Origin of the sequence: Aegicerativicinus sediminis (genome assembly GCF_015476115.1) — a bacterium.
Taxonomy (GTDB): Bacteria; Bacteroidota; Bacteroidia; order Flavobacteriales; family Flavobacteriaceae; genus Aegicerativicinus; species Aegicerativicinus sediminis.
This window is the reverse complement of record NZ_CP064295.1, coordinates 57,462-74,759: the sequence shown is the minus strand read 5'-3', so window position 1 is coordinate 74,759 and position 17,298 is coordinate 57,462. Positions and strand designations below refer to the sequence as shown.

Genomic DNA, 17,298 nt, shown 5'->3' with positions numbered 1-17,298 from the left:
AAAAACGAAACTCGCTCTAAGTTTAGTAGTTTTTTATGAATTTAAGGGAAGATATAAAAAAATGTGGAGAAAGTGCGCACGAGAAGACTCGAACTTCCACGACCTAAGCGGTCATTAGGCCCTCAACCTAACGCGTCTACCAATTCCGCCACGTGCGCAAAAAAAAAGTTAAGCGAACGCTTAACTTTTTGTGACCTTGTTGGGGCTCGAACCCAAGACCCTCTCCTTAAAAGGGAGATGCTCTACCAACTGAGCTACAAGGTCAGTCAGTTTTCGTTTTGAGGGTGCAAATATAAGATGTTAAATTCATATTCCAAACGGAATTTCAGATTAATTTTTGTTTTTTTGCTCGACCAATTTGTACCGTTTTAATTGTCAGTAAATAATATAAAAATGAAAGTTGTTTTAATGGGTTATATGGGTTCTGGGAAAAGTGCTATTTCCCGATTTTTATCATCAAAACTTGATTGGCAACCCATCGATTTAGATAATTTTATTGAAGATAAGGAGGGCAAAACAATTTCAAACATTTTTGCCGATAAAGGGGTAATCTATTTTAGGAAGAAAGAATCCCAATATTTGCAGGAGGTCTTAAAATCTAATGATTCAATGATACTTGCTTTAGGCGGTGGAACACCATGTTATAGTAATAATATAGAGGTTCTTAAAATAGAACCAGAGGTCATTACAGTTTATTTGAAGGCATCCATTAATTTGTTGGTTGATCGACTTTGGAAAGAAAAAGAGCATAGGCCCATCCTATCAAGTATTGAAGATAAAAATGAGCTTTTAGAATTTGTAGGCAAACATCTTTTTGAACGCGTTCCATTCTATTCGCAAGCAGATAAAACAATTAGCACCGATGGCAAATCTGTTGAGGAAATTGCTGAAGAAATAACAAATCTGTTATTCTAGACTTGCATTATACTTTCCTTCCTCAAATGAAACTTGGACATGTTCATGTAGTGATGTAGACAAAGAAATCCCTTTGAAATCTGCTTTAACGGGATATTTTTTATGGTTTCTATTTACTAATACGGCAGTTTTAAATTGAACGAGAGGAACATCTAAAAAATGTTTGATTCCATAAATTAAAGTTGTGCCAGAGTTTAGGACATCATCAATAAGCACTAAGGATTTATTCGCTATGTCGTCCTTGTCCAAAGAGGTTGTAACACTATTAATAGGATTAAGCTTGTCAACCTTTACCTTACATAAAGTTACCTTCAAGTCTGAAATAGAATCTAACTCCTTGGCAATAAGTTCGGCAAGTTTATAGCCATTGGTTAAAATCCCAGCCAAAATAACTTCTTTAGATTCAACATTACACTCATAAATTTGAAATGCAATTCGTCTAATCTTATGTTTTATCTGAAGGTGATTCAGAATTATATTTTGAGTAAGGGTCATAAAGTTTCCTTTTTTTCAAAGATAAAAAAGAGTTCAGTATTACTTCTTGGTTGAACCGAATTAAATGCTGTTTCAAACGTTCTAAATTTGAAATATGGCTTAAATAGCGATTCGTATTCTCCTTCCTTACCGCCGAAAGGCGGACCTTCAAAAGGAAAAATTTTATTGAATAATAATCCAACTAGTTTGCCTCCAGTATTTAATAAATTATACATTTTATCGATATAATCTTTTCTTAAAACTGGATTCAGTGCACAAAAAAAAGTTTGTTCAATAATTAAATCAAACGTTTCATCTAGTTCAAAAAAATCGCCAACAATAATTTGCTTGTGAGGAAAATCAGGTACTCTTCTTTTAAATTTCTCCATAGCCGCGTAAGATACATCTGCTATGTAAGTATTATTAAAGCCTAACTTCCACAGATATTCTGCCTCATAACCGCTACCTGAACCAGGAATGAGAATTTTTTGGAATTTATTTTCAAGTTGATCGAAATACGACTTCAATGGGGTGGAAATTTCTCCGAGATCCCAACCTGTTTCTTTTGAAAGGTAGCGCTCATTCCAATAATCTTTACCAAGCATCTTCTGAATCTTCATAAAAATCATCAATATCTCTTCGGTCCTTTTTGGTGGGGCGACCACTTCCTTTTTTTCGATAATAATCTTGTGACAAGCGTTGCATTTCGCGAGCTTCAAAAGCCTCTTTCGGTGTAAGGTCGGTTCTGTAAATATCTACCAATTTTGCCCCAACTCTTGATTTGGGAATGTCATTAACCTTAAATTCATAATCAATTTGGTCCTTTCTCAGCGTAATTTTATCAGTTATAATAACTTCTTTCGAAGCTTTTGCAACTGAACCGTTAATTTTTACTTGTCCCTTATTACAAGCTGTAGTAGCCAAACTTCTTGTTTTAAAATAACGGACACACCATAAGTATTTGTCAATCCTCATATTCGACTAAAAACTAAGTTAATCTTGTTGTTCGTAACGAAGAGATTATTGTATCTTGCGCCATCAAAAATAAACATACCTATATCATGAAAACAAGTGGAATAGGTGTAATTTAAAAATAAGAATGTTATTAAAAAGAAAATTTGTTGCAATCATAATCTTGGCCTTTGCCATGGTTGGTTGTAATAAAGATGATGATTCCGTGGAGACTATACCTGAAAGGGATAGGGGTGAACAGCAATTGGTAGATAAAGATACGTTACAAGGATACCTAAATTCTCACTATTATAATTCAAGTTTATTTGAAACACCAGGTGATTACACAGTTGATGATATCATAATTACGGAATTGCCTAAGGATGTTAATGGTAATTATTTAGAAATGCCAGATCCGGATAACAATACATTGCTTTCGGAGGCAGTTGTTACTAAAACAACCACTATTAATGATGTTGAATACGAATATTATTATTTGACACTGTCTAATGGCGAAGGGGAAAAACCAAAATTTTCTGATGATATTCTTGTGAGGTATGAAGGTAGATTGTTGAATGAAAATCAATTCGACAAATCACTGAATCCAATTAATTTTGATTTGATGTCTGTTGTTGCAGGCTGGCGATATGTGATGGTAGATTTTAATACATCAGATTTACCAGGTTCCATAAATACTGATGGAACCGTGAGCTATTCTAATTATGGACTAGGTGTTATGTTCCTGCCTTCTGGCTTAGCTTATTTCTCTTCTGCGACTTCCAGTATCCCTGTTTATTCTAGCTTAATTTTTAAGTTTGAATTATATAAAAACCAACATAATGATCATGACGGTGATGGAATTTTGTCACACCTTGAAGATTTGAATGGTAATTTAAATCCTTTGGATGATGATACGGATGAAGATAATATTCCAAACTTCAATGATCCTGATGATGATGGCGATGGGGTTCCAACCAATCTTGAAGATTTAAATGATAACGGTGATTGGGATGATGATGATAGTAATGGTAATGGTATACCGAACTATTTAGATAAATTAGACAGATTGCAGAGGGAAGATAATTAAAAGGAATTATCAGTTAAAATAAAAAAGGGGCGAATTGCCCCTTTACATTTTTAATGTGGTTGCTTATAAAGCAACTGATAATCCTAGGATTAATTGATCTGGTCTTGTATCTAGCCTACTATTTAAATCGATATTATTGTTAGATAAAAATCTCGCTTCATTTTTGCTTAGACCTCTCTCGTATCTTAGATCAATACCAATATTTTTGATTGATATACCAACCCCGAAATTAAGCCCTACGGTGAAGTCATTTTCAATATCCTTAATATCGATACCATCAAATTCTGAATCTAGGATATACTGTAAGGAAGGACCAGCAAAAACATTCAGAGGACCAATTACTTTGAGACCTACTAATAATGGCGCATCAATTTTTTTCATTTTAAATGCGTCATTGTTATAATCACTTCTAGTAGCCGTGTATACCAATTCCGGTCTGAAGAAAATACTATTACCTAATTTACCAAAAACACCAATGTGATAACCCACATTGCGATCTGGATTTTGGGCATTAGCCTCAATAGATTCAAAATAATTGCCGTTGGCGTTGTAATTTAAACCTGCTTTAATTCCGAAAGAACTCCCGCTTTGGGCATTAATTGCGAAAGTTGTCATTAACCCTAACAGGGCGCTAAAAATCAATTTTTTCATAATACTTGTTCGTTATTTGATTATTGTCTAATCAAGAACGTTGCCAAACAAGTATTATTTCCTTTTGATTACTTTCTCACTTGCTTTTACAATTGCGGCAGCATTCAATTCATACTTGTCCATCAATTGGGCAGGTGTGCCAGATTCACCGAAGGTATCTTGTGTAGCTATAAACTCTTGTGGTGCTGGCGTATTGATAGCCAAAGTCCGAGCCACACTCTCTCCAAGACCTCCTAAATAATTATGTTCTTCAGCAGTAACTACACATCCGGTTTTTGCCACAGATTTAATAATAGCTTCTTCGTCAAGCGGTTTAATTGTATGAATATTAATTACTTCAGCAGATATACCCTTGCCTTCTAAGGTTTTTGCAGCCTCTAAGGCTTGCCAAACCAAATGGCCAGTTGCAATAATGGTAACATCAGTTCCCTCGTTCAGCATTATAGCCTTACCGATTTCAAATTTTTGATCTGCAGGAGTGAAATTTGGAACACTTGGTCTTCCAAAGCGTAAATAAACGGGGCCAATATATTCTGCAATTGCAATAGTTGCTGCTTTGGTTTGATTAAAATCGCAAGGATTAATAACAGTCATACCAGGTAGCATTTTCATTAAACCGATGTCCTCTAAAATCTGATGTGTTGCTCCATCTTCACCTAATGTAAGTCCAGCATGGGAAGCACAAATTTTTACGTTTTTACCAGAATAAGCGATACTCTGACGTATTTGATCGTATACTCTTCCAGTAGAGAAATTTGCAAAGGTTCCTGTAAATGGAATTTTTCCACCAATTGTCATTCCGGCTGCTATGCCCATCATATTAGCTTCGGCGATACCGATTTGGAAAAATCTTTCAGGATTTTCCTTTTCAAACTCATTTAATTTTAAGGAGCCAGTCAAATCTGCACAAAGGGCAACCACATTTTTGTTGGTTCTTCCCAATTCAGTCATTCCTGCTCCGTAACCAGACCTTGTATCTATATTTCCTGTATTTGTATATGTTTTCATAAGGATGTTCTTGCTTAATTTATAATCTTAATAATCACCTAAAGTCTCTGGGTTTTGTGCCAATGCGTTTTCTAATTGATCATCGTTCGGAGCTTTTCCATGCCAAGCATGAGTATGCATCATGTAATCGACACCATTACCCATTTCTGTAGTCATGATAACACAGACAGGTTTTCCTTTGCCAGTTCTAGACTTGGCTTCGTTCAAACCTTTAATAACTTGTTCTAGGTTGTTGCCATTTTCAATATGTAAAACATCCCAACCGAAGACTCTAAATTTTTCCCCAACATCACCTAAACAAAGAACTTCTTTAGTAGAACCATCGATTTGTTGTCCGTTGCGATCTACAGTGGCAATAAGATTATCAACACCTTTTGCGCCAGCATACATAATAGCCTCCCAATTTTGACCTTCTTGCAATTCCCCGTCACCGTGCAAGCTGAATACTAAATGGGTATCATTATTAAGTTTTTTTGCCAAGGCTGCGCCAATAGCTACAGACATACCTTGTCCTAAAGAACCTGATGCAACTCGTACTCCAGGCAATCCCTCATGGGTTGTTGGGTGTCCTTGAAGACGAGAATCTATCAACCTAAACGTTCCTAGTTCTTCTACAGGGAAATAACCGCAGCGGGCTAAAACACTGTAAAAGACTGGTGAAATATGACCGTTTGATAAAAAGAAGAGGTCTTCATTAATCCCATCCATATCAAATCCTTCTTTTCTTTCCATAATTTCAGAATATAGAGCAACCATGAATTCAGTACATCCCAAGGATCCGCCTGGGTGACCAGAATTTACGTTATGCACCATTCTTAGAATGTCTCGGCGAACTTGCACCACAAGATCATTCAGGTATTTTAAATCGGCCATAGTTAAAGTGTTAAAATTTCGGTCACAAAAATAAGGCATTCTAAGCCGGTTTGCAATGCCAAATGTGTTGGATTTTCAACTGTTTTCATCATTTATAAACAAAATTATAATGCATTTCCAGCATTGGTTTATAGATGACTATCTTTGGCAATCTATTTTTAAGATTAATGAAATTTCAACTTAAGGCGAAAGATTCACTTTCTAAAGCAAGGGCAGGAGTAATTACTACTGACCATGGAGTTATTGAAACTCCTATATTTATGCCTGTTGGTACCGTAGCATCTGTGAAGGGGGTTCACCAACGGGAGCTCAAAAACGATATCAATCCTGACATAATTCTTGGCAATACCTATCATCTTTATTTGAGGCCTGGAATAGAAATATTAGAAAAGGCTGGCGGGCTCCATAAATTTATGAATTGGGATCGTAATATTCTTACGGATTCTGGAGGGTATCAAGTTTATTCCCTATCAGCCAATAGGAAAATTAAGGAGGAGGGAGTTAAATTCAAAAGCCATATCGATGGAAGTTACCATGTATTTACTCCTGAAAATGTAATGGAAATCCAGAGATCCATTGGAGCAGACATAATAATGGCTTTTGATGAGTGTACTCCATATCCCTGTGATTATAATTACGCCAAGAGGTCCATGCATATGACCCATAGGTGGTTAGATAGATGCATCTCACATTTAGGAACATTGAAACCACTTTATGGATATGATCAAACTTTATTTCCAATCGTACAAGGAAGTGTATATAAAGATTTGAGAAGGCAGTCGGCTGAATATATAGCAAACGCTGGTGCTGAAGGTAATGCTATAGGTGGTCTTTCTGTTGGGGAACCAGCGGAGGAGATGTATGCAATGACCGAGGTTGTTTGCGAAATACTTCCCGAAGACAAACCCCGATATTTAATGGGTGTTGGAACACCTATAAACATATTGGAAAACATTGCGTTAGGGATAGACATGTTTGATTGTGTAATGCCGACAAGAAATGCTAGAAATGGTATGTTGTTTACATCCAAAGGCACCATTAATATAAAAAATAAAAAGTGGGAAGACGATTTTTCTCCTATTGATGAAGATGGAATTACCTGGGTTGATACCGAATATACTAAAGCCTATTTAAGACATTTATTCACGGTTAACGAAATGTTGGGAAAACAAATAGCAACAATTCATAATTTAGGGTTTTATTTGTGGCTAGTTAGATCGGCAAGACAACATATACTTCAAGGTGATTTTGCCCAATGGAAAAATATGATGGTTTCTAGCATGGATAATAGATTGTAAGATTGAAAATTCTCGATTGGTACATATTAAAGCGGTATTTGCTGACATTTTTTATGATGTTACTGTTGTTCATTCCAATAGGTATTACCGTTAACCTTGCAGAGAAAATCGGTAAAATCTTGGAAAATAAGGTGCCTTTTGCTGCGGTCGCCCAGTATTATCTGGATTTTACCATATATTTTGCCACACTTTTACTACCGATATTTTTATTCTTATCTGTTATTTGGTTCACTTCCAAATTAGCTAACAATACTGAGGTTGTAGCTTTTTTAAGTTCTGGAGTTTCTTATACTCGATTTTTAAGGCCATACCTCATTGGAGCTACACTAATCGCCATTCTCGCTCTAGTTTTGGGCATGTACCTTGCTCCATCTGCAAGTGATGGATTTAATAAGTTTAAGTATCGTTATTTTAAAAGCAGTCGGGATGTACAGCAAACTGTAAATATCTATCGTCAGATTAATGATAACGAGTACATCTATGTTAGCAATTTCGATCCAAGAATTAAACGTGGCTATTATTTTACCTTAGAACATTTTGAAGGTACCAAAATGACCCATAAAATATCTGCCAACAATTTGGTTTATAACGAAGAGGACAGTACTTATACTTTAAATAGTTATACTATCCGTAAAATTGGTGAGGATAATGAAATTATCGAATCAAAGAGAAAACAAGATACAGTGTTAGATTTTTCGATTGATGACTTAACACCAGTACAGTATATTGCAGAAACACTTTCTTATGGTGAACTTACAGATTTTATAGAAAAGGAGCGCGAACGTGGTTCATCTAATATCAATAGATATTTAGTGGTAAAATACAAAAAATGGAGTTTGCCGGTTTCGGTCTTTATCTTAACAATAATAGCGGTTGCCGTATCTTCTATGAAAAGGCGCGGAGGCATGGGGATTAATCTTGCATTCGGTATCACTATCGCAATGATTTTTGTATTTTTCGATAAGGTCTTCGGAGTTATGGCAGAACAATCAGATTTTTCTCCGCTTATCGCGGTTTGGCTTCCAGTTGTTATCTTCGGTATATTCGCTTTTGTTTTGTTACAATATGCCAAACGTTAAGTTTAAAAGTTATCTGCATTTACATTTCTTGGTATTCATTGCTGGATTCACTGCTGTCCTTGGGGATTTAATTTCAATTGGTGCGGTTGAATTGGTGTGGTTCAGAATGGTGATGGCAAGTTTACTCATGTTCATTTACCTCATATTAACTCGGGGCTGGTTTAGCGTAAGCAGAAAACAATACCTTTTTTACGCAATTGCTGGTTTTTGCATTGCTCTGCATTGGATAACTTTCTTTGAATCAATAAAGCGGGCAAACGTTTCTATTGCGTTATCCATGTTCTCGTGTGGAGCTTTCTTTGCATCCATAATTGAACCTCTATTTTTTAAACGACGGTTAAGAATCTATGAACTCTTTTTTGGGCTTCTCGTAGTGTTCGGTGTTATTTTGATTACTCGAAGTGAACTTCAGTATTTAGATGGGATTATAATTGGGATAAGCTCTGCCTTGTTCTCAACCCTATTTTCCGTAATGAATGGAAAGTTTATAAATACAAATAATAATGCAACTGCCATTTCTCTAATTGAATTTGTTTTCGGTATAGCATTTATTTCTATATACCTTTTAATAAAAGGAAATTTATTGGATGCAAGTTTTTTCAATTTGGTACCGTCTGATTGGCTTTACCTTTTTTTATTAGCATCAGTTTGTACTGCATATGCCTTTATCGCAGCGATGAATATTATGAAACATTTAAGCCCGTACACTGTAGTTCTTAGTTATAACCTTGAACCGGTATATGGTATTTTATTGGCTCTTTGGATTTTCCCTGAACAGGAAAAAATGAGTTTTCAATTTTATATTGGAGCCTTATTGATACTAGGGGTAATTATGGCGAATGGAATTTTGACTAGAAGGAGAAAATATCTTCCTGTGCAATCCTAACATCAAAATTCATTTGGTTACAGAAACAATTTTGTAATTTTGACAATTCTAACTAAAACTAATCTTCATTTTAATATTCTCATATTTGAGAATTGAAATAACGTACAATTTTTATGGAATATTTAGAATTTGAACTTCCCATAAAGGAACTAGAAGAACAACTTGAAAAATGTCAGATCATTGGCCAGGAAAGTGATGTGGATGTTACTGAAACATGCAAAAAACTTGAGAAAAAATTGGCTGACACCAAAAAAGAAATCTATAAAAATTTAACCCCTTGGCAACGGGTGCAGTTATCAAGGCATCCCAATCGTCCATATACTATGGATTATATTAAAGCCTTATGTGGTGATTCTTTCCTAGAATTACACGGTGATAGAAATGTTAAGGATGATAAGGCAATGGTTGGTGGTCTTGGGAAGATTGGTGATCAGAGCTACATGTTTATTGGTCAGCAGAAAGGTTATAACACTAAGACACGCCAGTATAGAAATTTCGGCATGTCTAATCCAGAAGGATACCGTAAGGCATTAAGATTGATGAAATCAGCCGAAAAATTTAATATCCCAATTGTAACTTTAATTGATACCCCAGGAGCCTACCCAGGTCTTGAAGCTGAAGAAAGAGGGCAAGGTGAAGCAATCGCAAGAAACATTTTGGAAATGACTCGCTTAAAGGTTCCTATTATTGTTTTAATCATTGGTGAAGGCGCTTCCGGTGGAGCTTTAGGCATTGGAGTAGGGGACAAAGTGTTGATGTTGGAAAACACATGGTATTCCGTTATTTCACCTGAATCTTGTTCATCCATCCTTTGGAGAAGCTGGGAATATAAAGAACAGGCTGCTGATGCTTTAAAATTAACTGCCAAGGACATGAAAAAGCAAAAATTGGTAGATGATATAATAAAGGAACCATTGGGAGGTGCCCATGCAAACCGAGAAGAGACCTTTAAAACTGTTAGTAAAGCCATATCGACAAATTACGAAGAGCTTAAAAAATTATCCCCAGAAGAACTTGTAGAGAAACGAATGGAAAAATACCTTTCCATGGGCGTTTACAAAAGCTAACCTCTACTATATTAAAGAAGTATAATTTAACTTCTTGTCGCAAATTGATTTTTGTGATGGTTATCAACAATTTTTTTGAGTTATAAACAGTTTAATTGTTAATTAACGGTGAAGATTGTCTGTTGTGTCTTCCAATGATTTCTTAACAATTTTTTTACATTCGCACTCTATGAAACAACCAAATCCACTTAGTGGTTTTAAAGTCGATAAAGGCACCATAATTAACCTTGAAAAAGGAAAAATTCCTCCGCAAGCCGTTGATTTAGAGGAGGCTGTGCTTGGTGCAATGATGATCGATAAAAAAGGTGTGGATGAGGTTATTGATATTTTAACTCCTGAGGCTTTTTATAAGGATGCCCATAAATTTATTTTTGAGGCTATTTTTAAACTTTTTCAATCTACTCAACCAATTGACTTATTAACGGTTTCTAGTCAATTAAAGAGAGATGGAAAATTGGATATGGTTGGAGGTGATTTTTACCTTATTTCCCTTACCCAAAGGGTGGCTTCTTCAGCGCATATCGAATTTCATGCACGTATTATTCTTCAAAAGCATATTCAGCGCAGTCTAATCAAGATTTCTAATGAAATTATTGAGGAGGCTTATGATGAAACAAAGGATGTTTTTGATCTCTTGGATGAGGCAGAAGCTAAACTTTATGACGTATCGCAAGGAAATATTAAGCAAAGTACAGAGACTGCACAAAGTTTGGTAATTCAAGCGAAAAAGAAAATTGAGGAAATATCAAATAAGGAAGGGTTAAGTGGAATTCCTTCTGGATTTGATAAATTGGATAAGTTAACCTCTGGTTGGCAACCGAGCGATTTAGTGATTGTGGCTGCGAGACCTGGTATGGGTAAAACGGCCTTAACCTTATCTATGGCTAGAAATATAGCGGTAAACCAAGATATTCCGGTTGCTTTCTTTTCTCTTGAAATGTCATCCGTGCAATTAATTACGCGTCTCATTTCTAGTGAAACAGGATTATCATCAGAAAAATTAAGAACAGGTCGTCTCGAGAAACATGAATGGGAGCAACTCAATGTTAAGGTTAAAGCTTTGGAGAAGGCACCTTTGTTCATAGATGATACCCCTTCATTGTCCATATTCGATTTAAGGGCAAAAGCACGACGTTTGTCCTCCCAATATGGAATTAGATTAATTGTGATTGACTATTTACAATTGATGACCGCGGGAGGAAGCCAAAAAGGCGGGAATAGGGAACAGGAAATTTCAACTATTTCAAGAAACTTGAAAGCATTAGCTAAAGAACTCGATGTACCTGTAATTGCACTTTCACAGCTTTCAAGGGCAGTAGAAACTAGAGGAGGTAGCAAGCGTCCTTTACTTTCAGATTTGAGAGAATCAGGAGCTATAGAACAAGATGCGGATATAGTTTCATTCATATATCGGCCAGAATACTACAAGATAGACGAGTGGGATGATGAGGAAAGAAGTCCCACAGAAGGTCAGGCTGAGTTTATTGTTGCAAAGCACAGAAATGGAGGTTTAGATAACATTCGTTTGAAATTTATCGGCCACCTTGGTAAGTTTGATAACCTCGATGATTTCGATACGCCTTTCGGCGAATTTCATAGTAAAATGAATGCCGCTGCAAATGACGATACTTTCAAACCGACTTCTTATCCTTCAGCAGCAGATGCGTTTGACATCGATGATGACGATAGTGAAGTTCCATTTTAAGTAATAGTTTACCCCAATAAAAAAATCTGTTCGGTTTTTAAACTCATTTCATTTACCTTTAATTAACTAAAGGTTTATTCATGAAAAAGAGAAAAACTACTAACATGCTATTATTGATTATAGTAGTATTTCTTGTGTTCTATATTCTCAAACTTCTCAAGTTTATTTTTATTCCACTGGTTTTTTCCATGTTCATTGCCCTTTTATTTCTTCCGATAATGCGATTTTTAATGAAAAGGGGAGTGCCGAGAATTATAGGTATTATAAGTGTCATTATAATTATTGTAGGGGTGCTTTCAGGTACTTATGAATTGATAAAGATCTCTAGTAAGGAGCTTCTAAATCCAAATAACGAAATTATCCCAAAGGTGGCCGACCAGATTAAGATTCTGCTTAATGATATTGGAAAGGTTTTTAATTATCGTATTGAGGCTCATGAACCTTTAATATCACAGTTTTTAACGGAAGAGGATTTCGGGCCAATTTTCGGATTCGTTCAGCGCACAGTTTCGATGATTTTAACTACCATGGTTTTTGTGGTTCTTTGGTTAGGTGAATCTATTAACCTCCAAAAGGTATTACAAGGACTTCTAATAAAACGAGAGCATACTTCAATTAAAACCTTTATTCAAATAGAAGATAATATTATTCTTTTTATAAAGGTAAAATTCTTCGTTAGTCTATTAACAGGCATATTTACTAGTTTAATGTGTATAGCTTTTGATGTTAGTTTTCCTGTTTTTTGGGGATTATTGGCATTTTCTGTGAATTTTATTCAATTGGTAGGTTCAATTTTTACCGTAGTCTCACTTTCATTTTTTGCAATGGTAGAACTGGATATCTCTAGTGTTTGGTTATTTTTTGTCCTTTCTATAACTGCGGTTCAAGTTATTTTAGGGAGTATTTTGGAGCCTTATCTCATGGGGCGTTCGTTTTCCATAAATGTCATCACAGTATTGGTAATGTTAATGCTTTGGGGATATATATGGGGTATCCCTGGAATGATTATGGCCATACCAATAACGGTATTTATGAAAGTTATTTTTGAACAGTTCCCTCAGACTCAAACCCTGGCACAATTGATTTCTGGACGTGGAATACAAATTGTAAGGAGAAAATCGATATAAATTTACCTTAAAATCAAAACTTTAGATTTAGATTTTTTTATATTCGATATATGAAGAAGAGATTACTATTACTTATTGTTGCCCTTTTTTCCCTTCCAATTTTTGCATCTTATATTCTAGTTCCTATGGATGCCGAAGGTCAACAAAACCATCTAAAAGCTTATGGGATAACCTATTGGACCCTATCTAAGCAGTTAAAGGTAAAGTGGCTTTTAAATTATCGAGGAGGTTCTTTTTTGCTGCCTTTCTCTGATGAAATTGAGCGAGAATGTAAAATAAGAGGAGTCTCATTTGAAATTTTATCCAATAATAAAACGGAAGAAATTTTAGAGTTCATAACTAGTCCTTCACAAAATATGGAAGCTGTTGTTTTAGAGAAGGCTCCTCAAATTGCGGTTTATACTCCCAAAGGAATGCAGCCATGGGATGATGCAGTTACAATGGTTTTAACCTATGCTGAAATACCATATGATACTGTTTATGATGAAGAAGTTCTAAATGATGCCTTGTTGTTGTATGATTGGTTGCATTTACACCACGAGGATTTTACCGGCCAATACGGGAAGTTCTACAGAAGTTATCGATCTGCAGCTTGGTACATAGAAGAGAAAAAAGAAGCAGAGGCCTTGGCTACTAAATTGGGATTCGATAAAGTATCAGAAGAGAAGCTAGCTGTGGCTCTAAAGATTAGAGATTATGTAATCGGTGGTGGTTTTATGTTTGCTATGTGCTCAGCAACAGATAGCTTTGACATTGCTCTATCTGCAGAAGGTGTGGATATCTGTGAACCAATGTTTGATGGTGATGGTAGCACTCCAAATTATCAAAGCTTGATTGATTATAAACCAACCTTTGCATTTACCAATTTTATCCTGGAAAGAGATCCGAATAAATATGAGTTCTCTTCAATTGATATGACTAACAGAAGACAAATTCCTAAAGAAACGGACTATTTTACGTTGATGGAATACTCGGCAAAGTGGGACCCGGTTCCAACCATGCTTACCCAGAACCACACAGCCTTGGTTAAAGGTTTTATGGGACAAACGACCTCATTTACCAGAGATGAAATAAAGTCGAATGTTCTTATTTTAGGGGAAAATAAATCGAATGGTGAGGCGAAATATATTCATGGCATTAAAGGAAAAGGATTTTTCACCTTTTATGGTGGCCATGATCCTGAAGATTATACCCACAAGGTTGGTGATCCGAAAACTGAATTAGATCTTCATCCAACTTCGCCGGGATATAGACTTATATTAAATAATGTCTTGTTCCCAGCAGCAAAAAAGCACAAACAAAAGACATAAATTTTAAATCAATTCGATTTTATTCTTATTAGATTAAAATCGTTTATCTAAATGTTTACTTTTATTTCTCTAACTAAATAATTTAGGTCGTACTTGTGATCACTTACTATTTAAAGCAATATGGTAGACTTATCCTTTATGCCATAATCTTTTGGACGATTGCCTTTAGCATATTTGTAATGATCCGCTATTTTGGAATAGATAACGATCAGGCAGCCAATTATGAATCAGATTATATCATTCCGGTTGACCAATGGCTGAAATTTGTTTCAATTTTAGGTGTATTTGTAGGTGTGGTTTATGGGACTGTTGAATATTTATTCGATCAATTGGTTTCAAAAAAGGTTTTCCTTTTAGTTATTATCCTCATCAAATCCATAATTTATTTTGTTTTTCTTGTTTTTACTGTCAATTTCATAATGTTCTTTATTGAAGATGAAATGAATATCGATCTTCCAAATGAATCCGGATGGTGGGAAACAAGTCATACATTTTGGTTGATCGCTGGATATTTCTTCCTATGCTCTTTATTGTTTTATTTCTTTAGGATTGTTGATGATAAATTCGGGAAGGGGATGCTTTTTGCCTTTTTAATTGGTAAATATAGGCGACCCAAAGAGGAGCGACATATATTTATGTTCATCGACCTAAAGTCCTCAACAACTATCGCTGAAGAATTGGGACATTATAAATATAGCCAGTTAATACAAGATTGTTTTTATGACCTAAATACGATTGTAGGTCGTTATAATGCAATGATTTACCAGTACGTTGGGGATGAGGCCGTCCTAAGTTGGAAATATAATAGAGGTATTAAACAAAACCGATGTATCGATCTCTTTTTTCATTTTGATAGACTACTTAAAAAACAGAAAAAATATTATTTAAAACATTATAAAACCGAACCCAATTTTAAAGCGGCAATACATGGTGGTACTTTAATGGCTTCAGAGGTTGGTAGTATTAAAAAAGAGCTGGCCTTCCATGGGGATGTCATAAATACGACTGCTAGAATTCAAGAACAATGCACTGAGTATGATAAATCTCTTTTGATTTCAGAAAAGACTCTAAATGATATCAATTTAAAACCTAAATATTTTACTGAGAAAATAGGAGATTTGCTTTTACGAGGTAAGCAAGAGACAATTCAGATTCATGCCATAGAAAGAAAATAATTCTTAAAAGCGATAGTTTATAGTTATGGCATTGTAATTATCACCTAGTATGGTTCTACTCGAGGTTGGGTAGAAGGACAATTTTGGCTCTTTTCTTTTATGTAATTCTGGAACTAATAACCCAACAGCTGCACCAATTGTATAACCAGTAATGACATCAGTTAAAAAATGTTGGCCCGCCTGCATACGTAAAAAACCTACTGCAGCGGGCAAAGCTGCGGCTCCTGCCCAAACAAAGAACTTTCCTTTTGCATCTGGATTGAAATCTGAAAATACTTTGGCCGTATAGAAGGTTGAGGTAGCTACCACAGCCGTATGGCCCGAAAAGAACGAACGTTGCCCGTTGTTGCTTAAACGTCGATCCATAGGTGCTTTATCACTATATACGTAGGGTCGAGATCTATTTACAAGGCCAGCAGTAACAGAATAGAGAGCAGCAGTCGTTGCTAAGCTTTCCAAATAAATACCAATATATTGTCCTGTATGGTCGTTTATTTCATCATCGAAAAGCATAGCCATAGGTGCTACAAAGGCCAATGCAAATGGAATATCACTAATTGAAGATGCGGACCTTGAATAGTTGCCCGCGACCCATCTATCAATTCCGTTAATATCATCAATACTTAATGAATTAAATTTTTCTTCAGACAAATCGTCTTTATTTATAATAAGTAAAAGTCCGTAGGTACTTGCACCTAGGGCTGCTCCAGTCCAGATGCCATCTCGACCCCATTTCCATTCATAGGGGCTTACACTTTTTTGTTGAGCGTTAACTATATTTTGTAATGAAAGAAATAAAATTAAAATAAGGGTGATTTTGGTCAAGGATACTTTCAAACTCATATAAATTTCTTAAGGTTCTCAGCAAATCTATAGAGACCCATAATTTAAAGTTGTTAAGAAAATTCTAATAGATATAATTCCATATCATTTGAGCACATCTTTTAATGGAAAGAAGAAAAATGCCAGGCACATACTGGAGGTTTACCAGAATAAAGTAGGCAAAATTTAGTAATATTTAACCTTAATCCTAATTTCAATCCCGTCTTGGTATACACTATCAACGAATGCTTTTGAACCCGCCCTCCAAACCTGGATGGCAGGATTTCTAGAAGTCAATTTAGATTTCTTATAGGTGAATAAGGCGGGAGGATTTTTTTTATTATGCTTTATAATATCAAATTTTTTGGGAAGAACATCTTTTAAATTTACTGTGGAATCATTTCTCATTAAAACAGTCATTCTACCATCCTCAAAAATGTCCTCATTCATTTTACCTGCATAAACCCAACCTTCAAAACCTTCAAGTTCCATAGGGTCTTTGTCTAATGTTTTTATAGCATCCTGCTTATAGGGTTTTGCGATCTCTAAATCGTTCGTAATATAGTTTAAATAGGATTCAACAGAATTTTGATCTTGTATGCTTGCCCAGTATTTATCTGGATTTAAGCTGTTTTTTAGATCGGAATAAGCTGTTTCTAATTCCTGGTAAGTTTTGGATAATTTTATTTTTTGTTCAGAAATAGTATCACTTTGAACGGAGATTGTAACATCTTTGGCCCTAATTTCTTTTTCATAAATAAAAACCAAACCCATACAAACGAAAATAAGAATCACGGATAGAATGAAGAGAAATCCATTGCGTTTATGGTATTTTTCAATTTCTTGAAGTTTATCATCTATTCTTTTCAT

18 protein-coding genes and 2 tRNA genes are annotated in these 17,298 nt (G+C 35.3%); 10 read left to right on the top strand and 10 right to left on the bottom strand.

The annotated features are described in order from the left end of the window. Nucleotides 1–73: 73 nt before the first annotated feature. A tRNA-Leu gene (locus tag ISU00_RS00305) sits at nucleotides 74–158 on the bottom strand. A 33-nt stretch (nucleotides 159–191) separates the two neighbouring features. Further along, a tRNA-Lys gene (locus tag ISU00_RS00300) sits at nucleotides 192–264 on the bottom strand. A gap of 129 nt (nucleotides 265–393) precedes the next feature. On the opposite strand from ISU00_RS00300, the gene ISU00_RS00295 reads away from it, so the two are divergent. Beyond that, the gene (locus ISU00_RS00295) at nucleotides 394–915 is read left to right on the top strand and encodes a shikimate kinase (protein WP_228852046.1); all 522 of its coding nucleotides are present in this window, start codon (nucleotides 394–396) and stop codon (nucleotides 913–915) included. Here ISU00_RS00295 and ISU00_RS00290 read toward each other — a convergent pair. The 3 genes from ISU00_RS00290 to ISU00_RS00280 are packed head-to-tail and all read right to left on the bottom strand — an operon-like array spanning nucleotide 907 to nucleotide 2,364. Continuing rightward, nucleotides 907–1,410: a phosphoribosyltransferase family protein gene (locus ISU00_RS00290; RefSeq protein ID WP_228852045.1), complete on the bottom strand. Its 504-nt coding sequence runs from the start codon at nucleotides 1,408–1,410 to the stop codon at nucleotides 907–909. The two genes, ISU00_RS00295 and ISU00_RS00290, sit on opposite strands and share 9 nt — an antisense overlap. Then, a complete protein-coding gene (locus ISU00_RS00285) occupies nucleotides 1,407–2,009 on the bottom strand; it encodes a methyltransferase domain-containing protein (RefSeq protein ID WP_228852044.1) in 603 nt (200 codons plus the stop codon). Before ISU00_RS00285 ends, ISU00_RS00290 begins: the two co-directional genes overlap by 4 nt. After that, entirely contained in the window at nucleotides 1,984–2,364 is a 381-nt protein-coding gene (locus ISU00_RS00280; protein ID WP_228852043.1) for an RNA-binding S4 domain-containing protein, read from the bottom strand. The genes ISU00_RS00285 and ISU00_RS00280 overlap by 26 nt, the downstream gene beginning before the upstream one ends. A gap of 124 nt (nucleotides 2,365–2,488) precedes the next feature. Between ISU00_RS00280 and ISU00_RS00275 the strand changes: the two genes are divergently transcribed. Next, nucleotides 2,489–3,427 (top strand): FKBP-type peptidyl-prolyl cis-trans isomerase, encoded by a 939-nt coding sequence (locus ISU00_RS00275; protein WP_228852042.1) that lies wholly within the window; start codon nucleotides 2,489–2,491, stop codon nucleotides 3,425–3,427. 63 nt (nucleotides 3,428–3,490) lie between these two features. Here the strand turns inward: ISU00_RS00275 and ISU00_RS00270 are convergent, their stop codons facing one another. From ISU00_RS00270 to ISU00_RS00260, 3 genes are read right to left on the bottom strand one after another with little or no spacing between them, the layout of a single operon-like run. Further along, nucleotides 3,491–4,078, bottom strand: coding sequence for a porin family protein (locus ISU00_RS00270; protein WP_228852041.1), 588 nt, complete (start codon nucleotides 4,076–4,078; stop codon nucleotides 3,491–3,493). Between the two features lie 54 nt (nucleotides 4,079–4,132). Next, a complete protein-coding gene (locus ISU00_RS00265) occupies nucleotides 4,133–5,086 on the bottom strand; it encodes a transketolase family protein (protein WP_228852040.1) in 954 nt (317 codons plus the stop codon). A 27-nt stretch (nucleotides 5,087–5,113) separates the two neighbouring features. Further along, nucleotides 5,114–5,959 carry a transketolase gene (locus ISU00_RS00260; RefSeq protein WP_228852039.1) on the bottom strand — a complete coding sequence of 282 codons (846 nt, stop codon included), beginning with the start codon at nucleotides 5,957–5,959 and terminating at the stop codon, nucleotides 5,114–5,116. Nucleotides 5,960–6,126: 167 nt separating this feature from the next. Here ISU00_RS00260 and tgt point away from each other — a divergent pair, with 167 nt between their 5' ends. The 8 genes from tgt to ISU00_RS00220 all read left to right on the top strand — a co-directional run bounded on the left by tgt (nucleotide 6,127) and on the right by ISU00_RS00220 (nucleotide 15,606). Beyond that, entirely contained in the window at nucleotides 6,127–7,257 is a 1,131-nt protein-coding gene (gene tgt / locus ISU00_RS00255; protein WP_228852038.1) for a tRNA guanosine(34) transglycosylase Tgt, read from the top strand. A 2-nt stretch (nucleotides 7,258–7,259) separates the two neighbouring features. Beyond that, complete coding sequence (locus tag ISU00_RS00250) at nucleotides 7,260–8,336, top strand: LptF/LptG family permease (protein WP_228852037.1); 1,077 nt, start codon at nucleotides 7,260–7,262, stop codon at nucleotides 8,334–8,336. Then, nucleotides 8,323–9,222 carry a DMT family transporter gene (locus ISU00_RS00245; RefSeq protein ID WP_228852036.1) on the top strand — a complete coding sequence of 300 codons (900 nt, stop codon included), beginning with the start codon at nucleotides 8,323–8,325 and terminating at the stop codon, nucleotides 9,220–9,222. Before ISU00_RS00250 ends, ISU00_RS00245 begins: the two co-directional genes overlap by 14 nt. A 113-nt stretch (nucleotides 9,223–9,335) precedes the next feature. After that, a complete protein-coding gene (locus ISU00_RS00240; protein ID WP_228852035.1) occupies nucleotides 9,336–10,289 on the top strand; it encodes an acetyl-CoA carboxylase carboxyltransferase subunit alpha in 954 nt (317 codons plus the stop codon). A 169-nt stretch (nucleotides 10,290–10,458) separates the two neighbouring features. Further along, on the top strand, nucleotides 10,459–11,994 hold the full coding sequence (gene dnaB / locus ISU00_RS00235; RefSeq protein ID WP_228852034.1) for a replicative DNA helicase: 1,536 nt from the start codon (nucleotides 10,459–10,461) through the stop codon (nucleotides 11,992–11,994). Nucleotides 11,995–12,074: 80 nt separating this feature from the next. After that, nucleotides 12,075–13,121, top strand: a complete 1,047-nt coding sequence (locus tag ISU00_RS00230) for an AI-2E family transporter (protein ID WP_228852033.1) — start codon at nucleotides 12,075–12,077, stop codon at nucleotides 13,119–13,121. 125 nt (nucleotides 13,122–13,246) lie between these two features. Further along, nucleotides 13,247–14,431 (top strand): asparagine synthetase B, encoded by a 1,185-nt coding sequence (locus ISU00_RS00225; protein WP_394368531.1) that lies wholly within the window; start codon nucleotides 13,247–13,249, stop codon nucleotides 14,429–14,431. A gap of 95 nt (nucleotides 14,432–14,526) precedes the next feature. Beyond that, nucleotides 14,527–15,606 carry an adenylate/guanylate cyclase domain-containing protein gene (locus ISU00_RS00220; protein WP_228852031.1) on the top strand — a complete coding sequence of 360 codons (1,080 nt, stop codon included), beginning with the start codon at nucleotides 14,527–14,529 and terminating at the stop codon, nucleotides 15,604–15,606. Between the two features lie 3 nt (nucleotides 15,607–15,609). Here ISU00_RS00220 and ISU00_RS00215 read toward each other — a convergent pair whose 3' ends face one another. Together ISU00_RS00215 and ISU00_RS00210 are read right to left on the bottom strand one after the other, a co-directional pair. After that, nucleotides 15,610–16,449 carry a phosphatase PAP2 family protein gene (locus tag ISU00_RS00215; protein WP_228852030.1) on the bottom strand — a complete coding sequence of 280 codons (840 nt, stop codon included), beginning with the start codon at nucleotides 16,447–16,449 and terminating at the stop codon, nucleotides 15,610–15,612. 165 nt (nucleotides 16,450–16,614) lie between these two features. Continuing rightward, nucleotides 16,615–17,298 (bottom strand): hypothetical protein, encoded by a 684-nt coding sequence (locus tag ISU00_RS00210; protein ID WP_228852029.1) that lies wholly within the window; start codon nucleotides 17,296–17,298, stop codon nucleotides 16,615–16,617.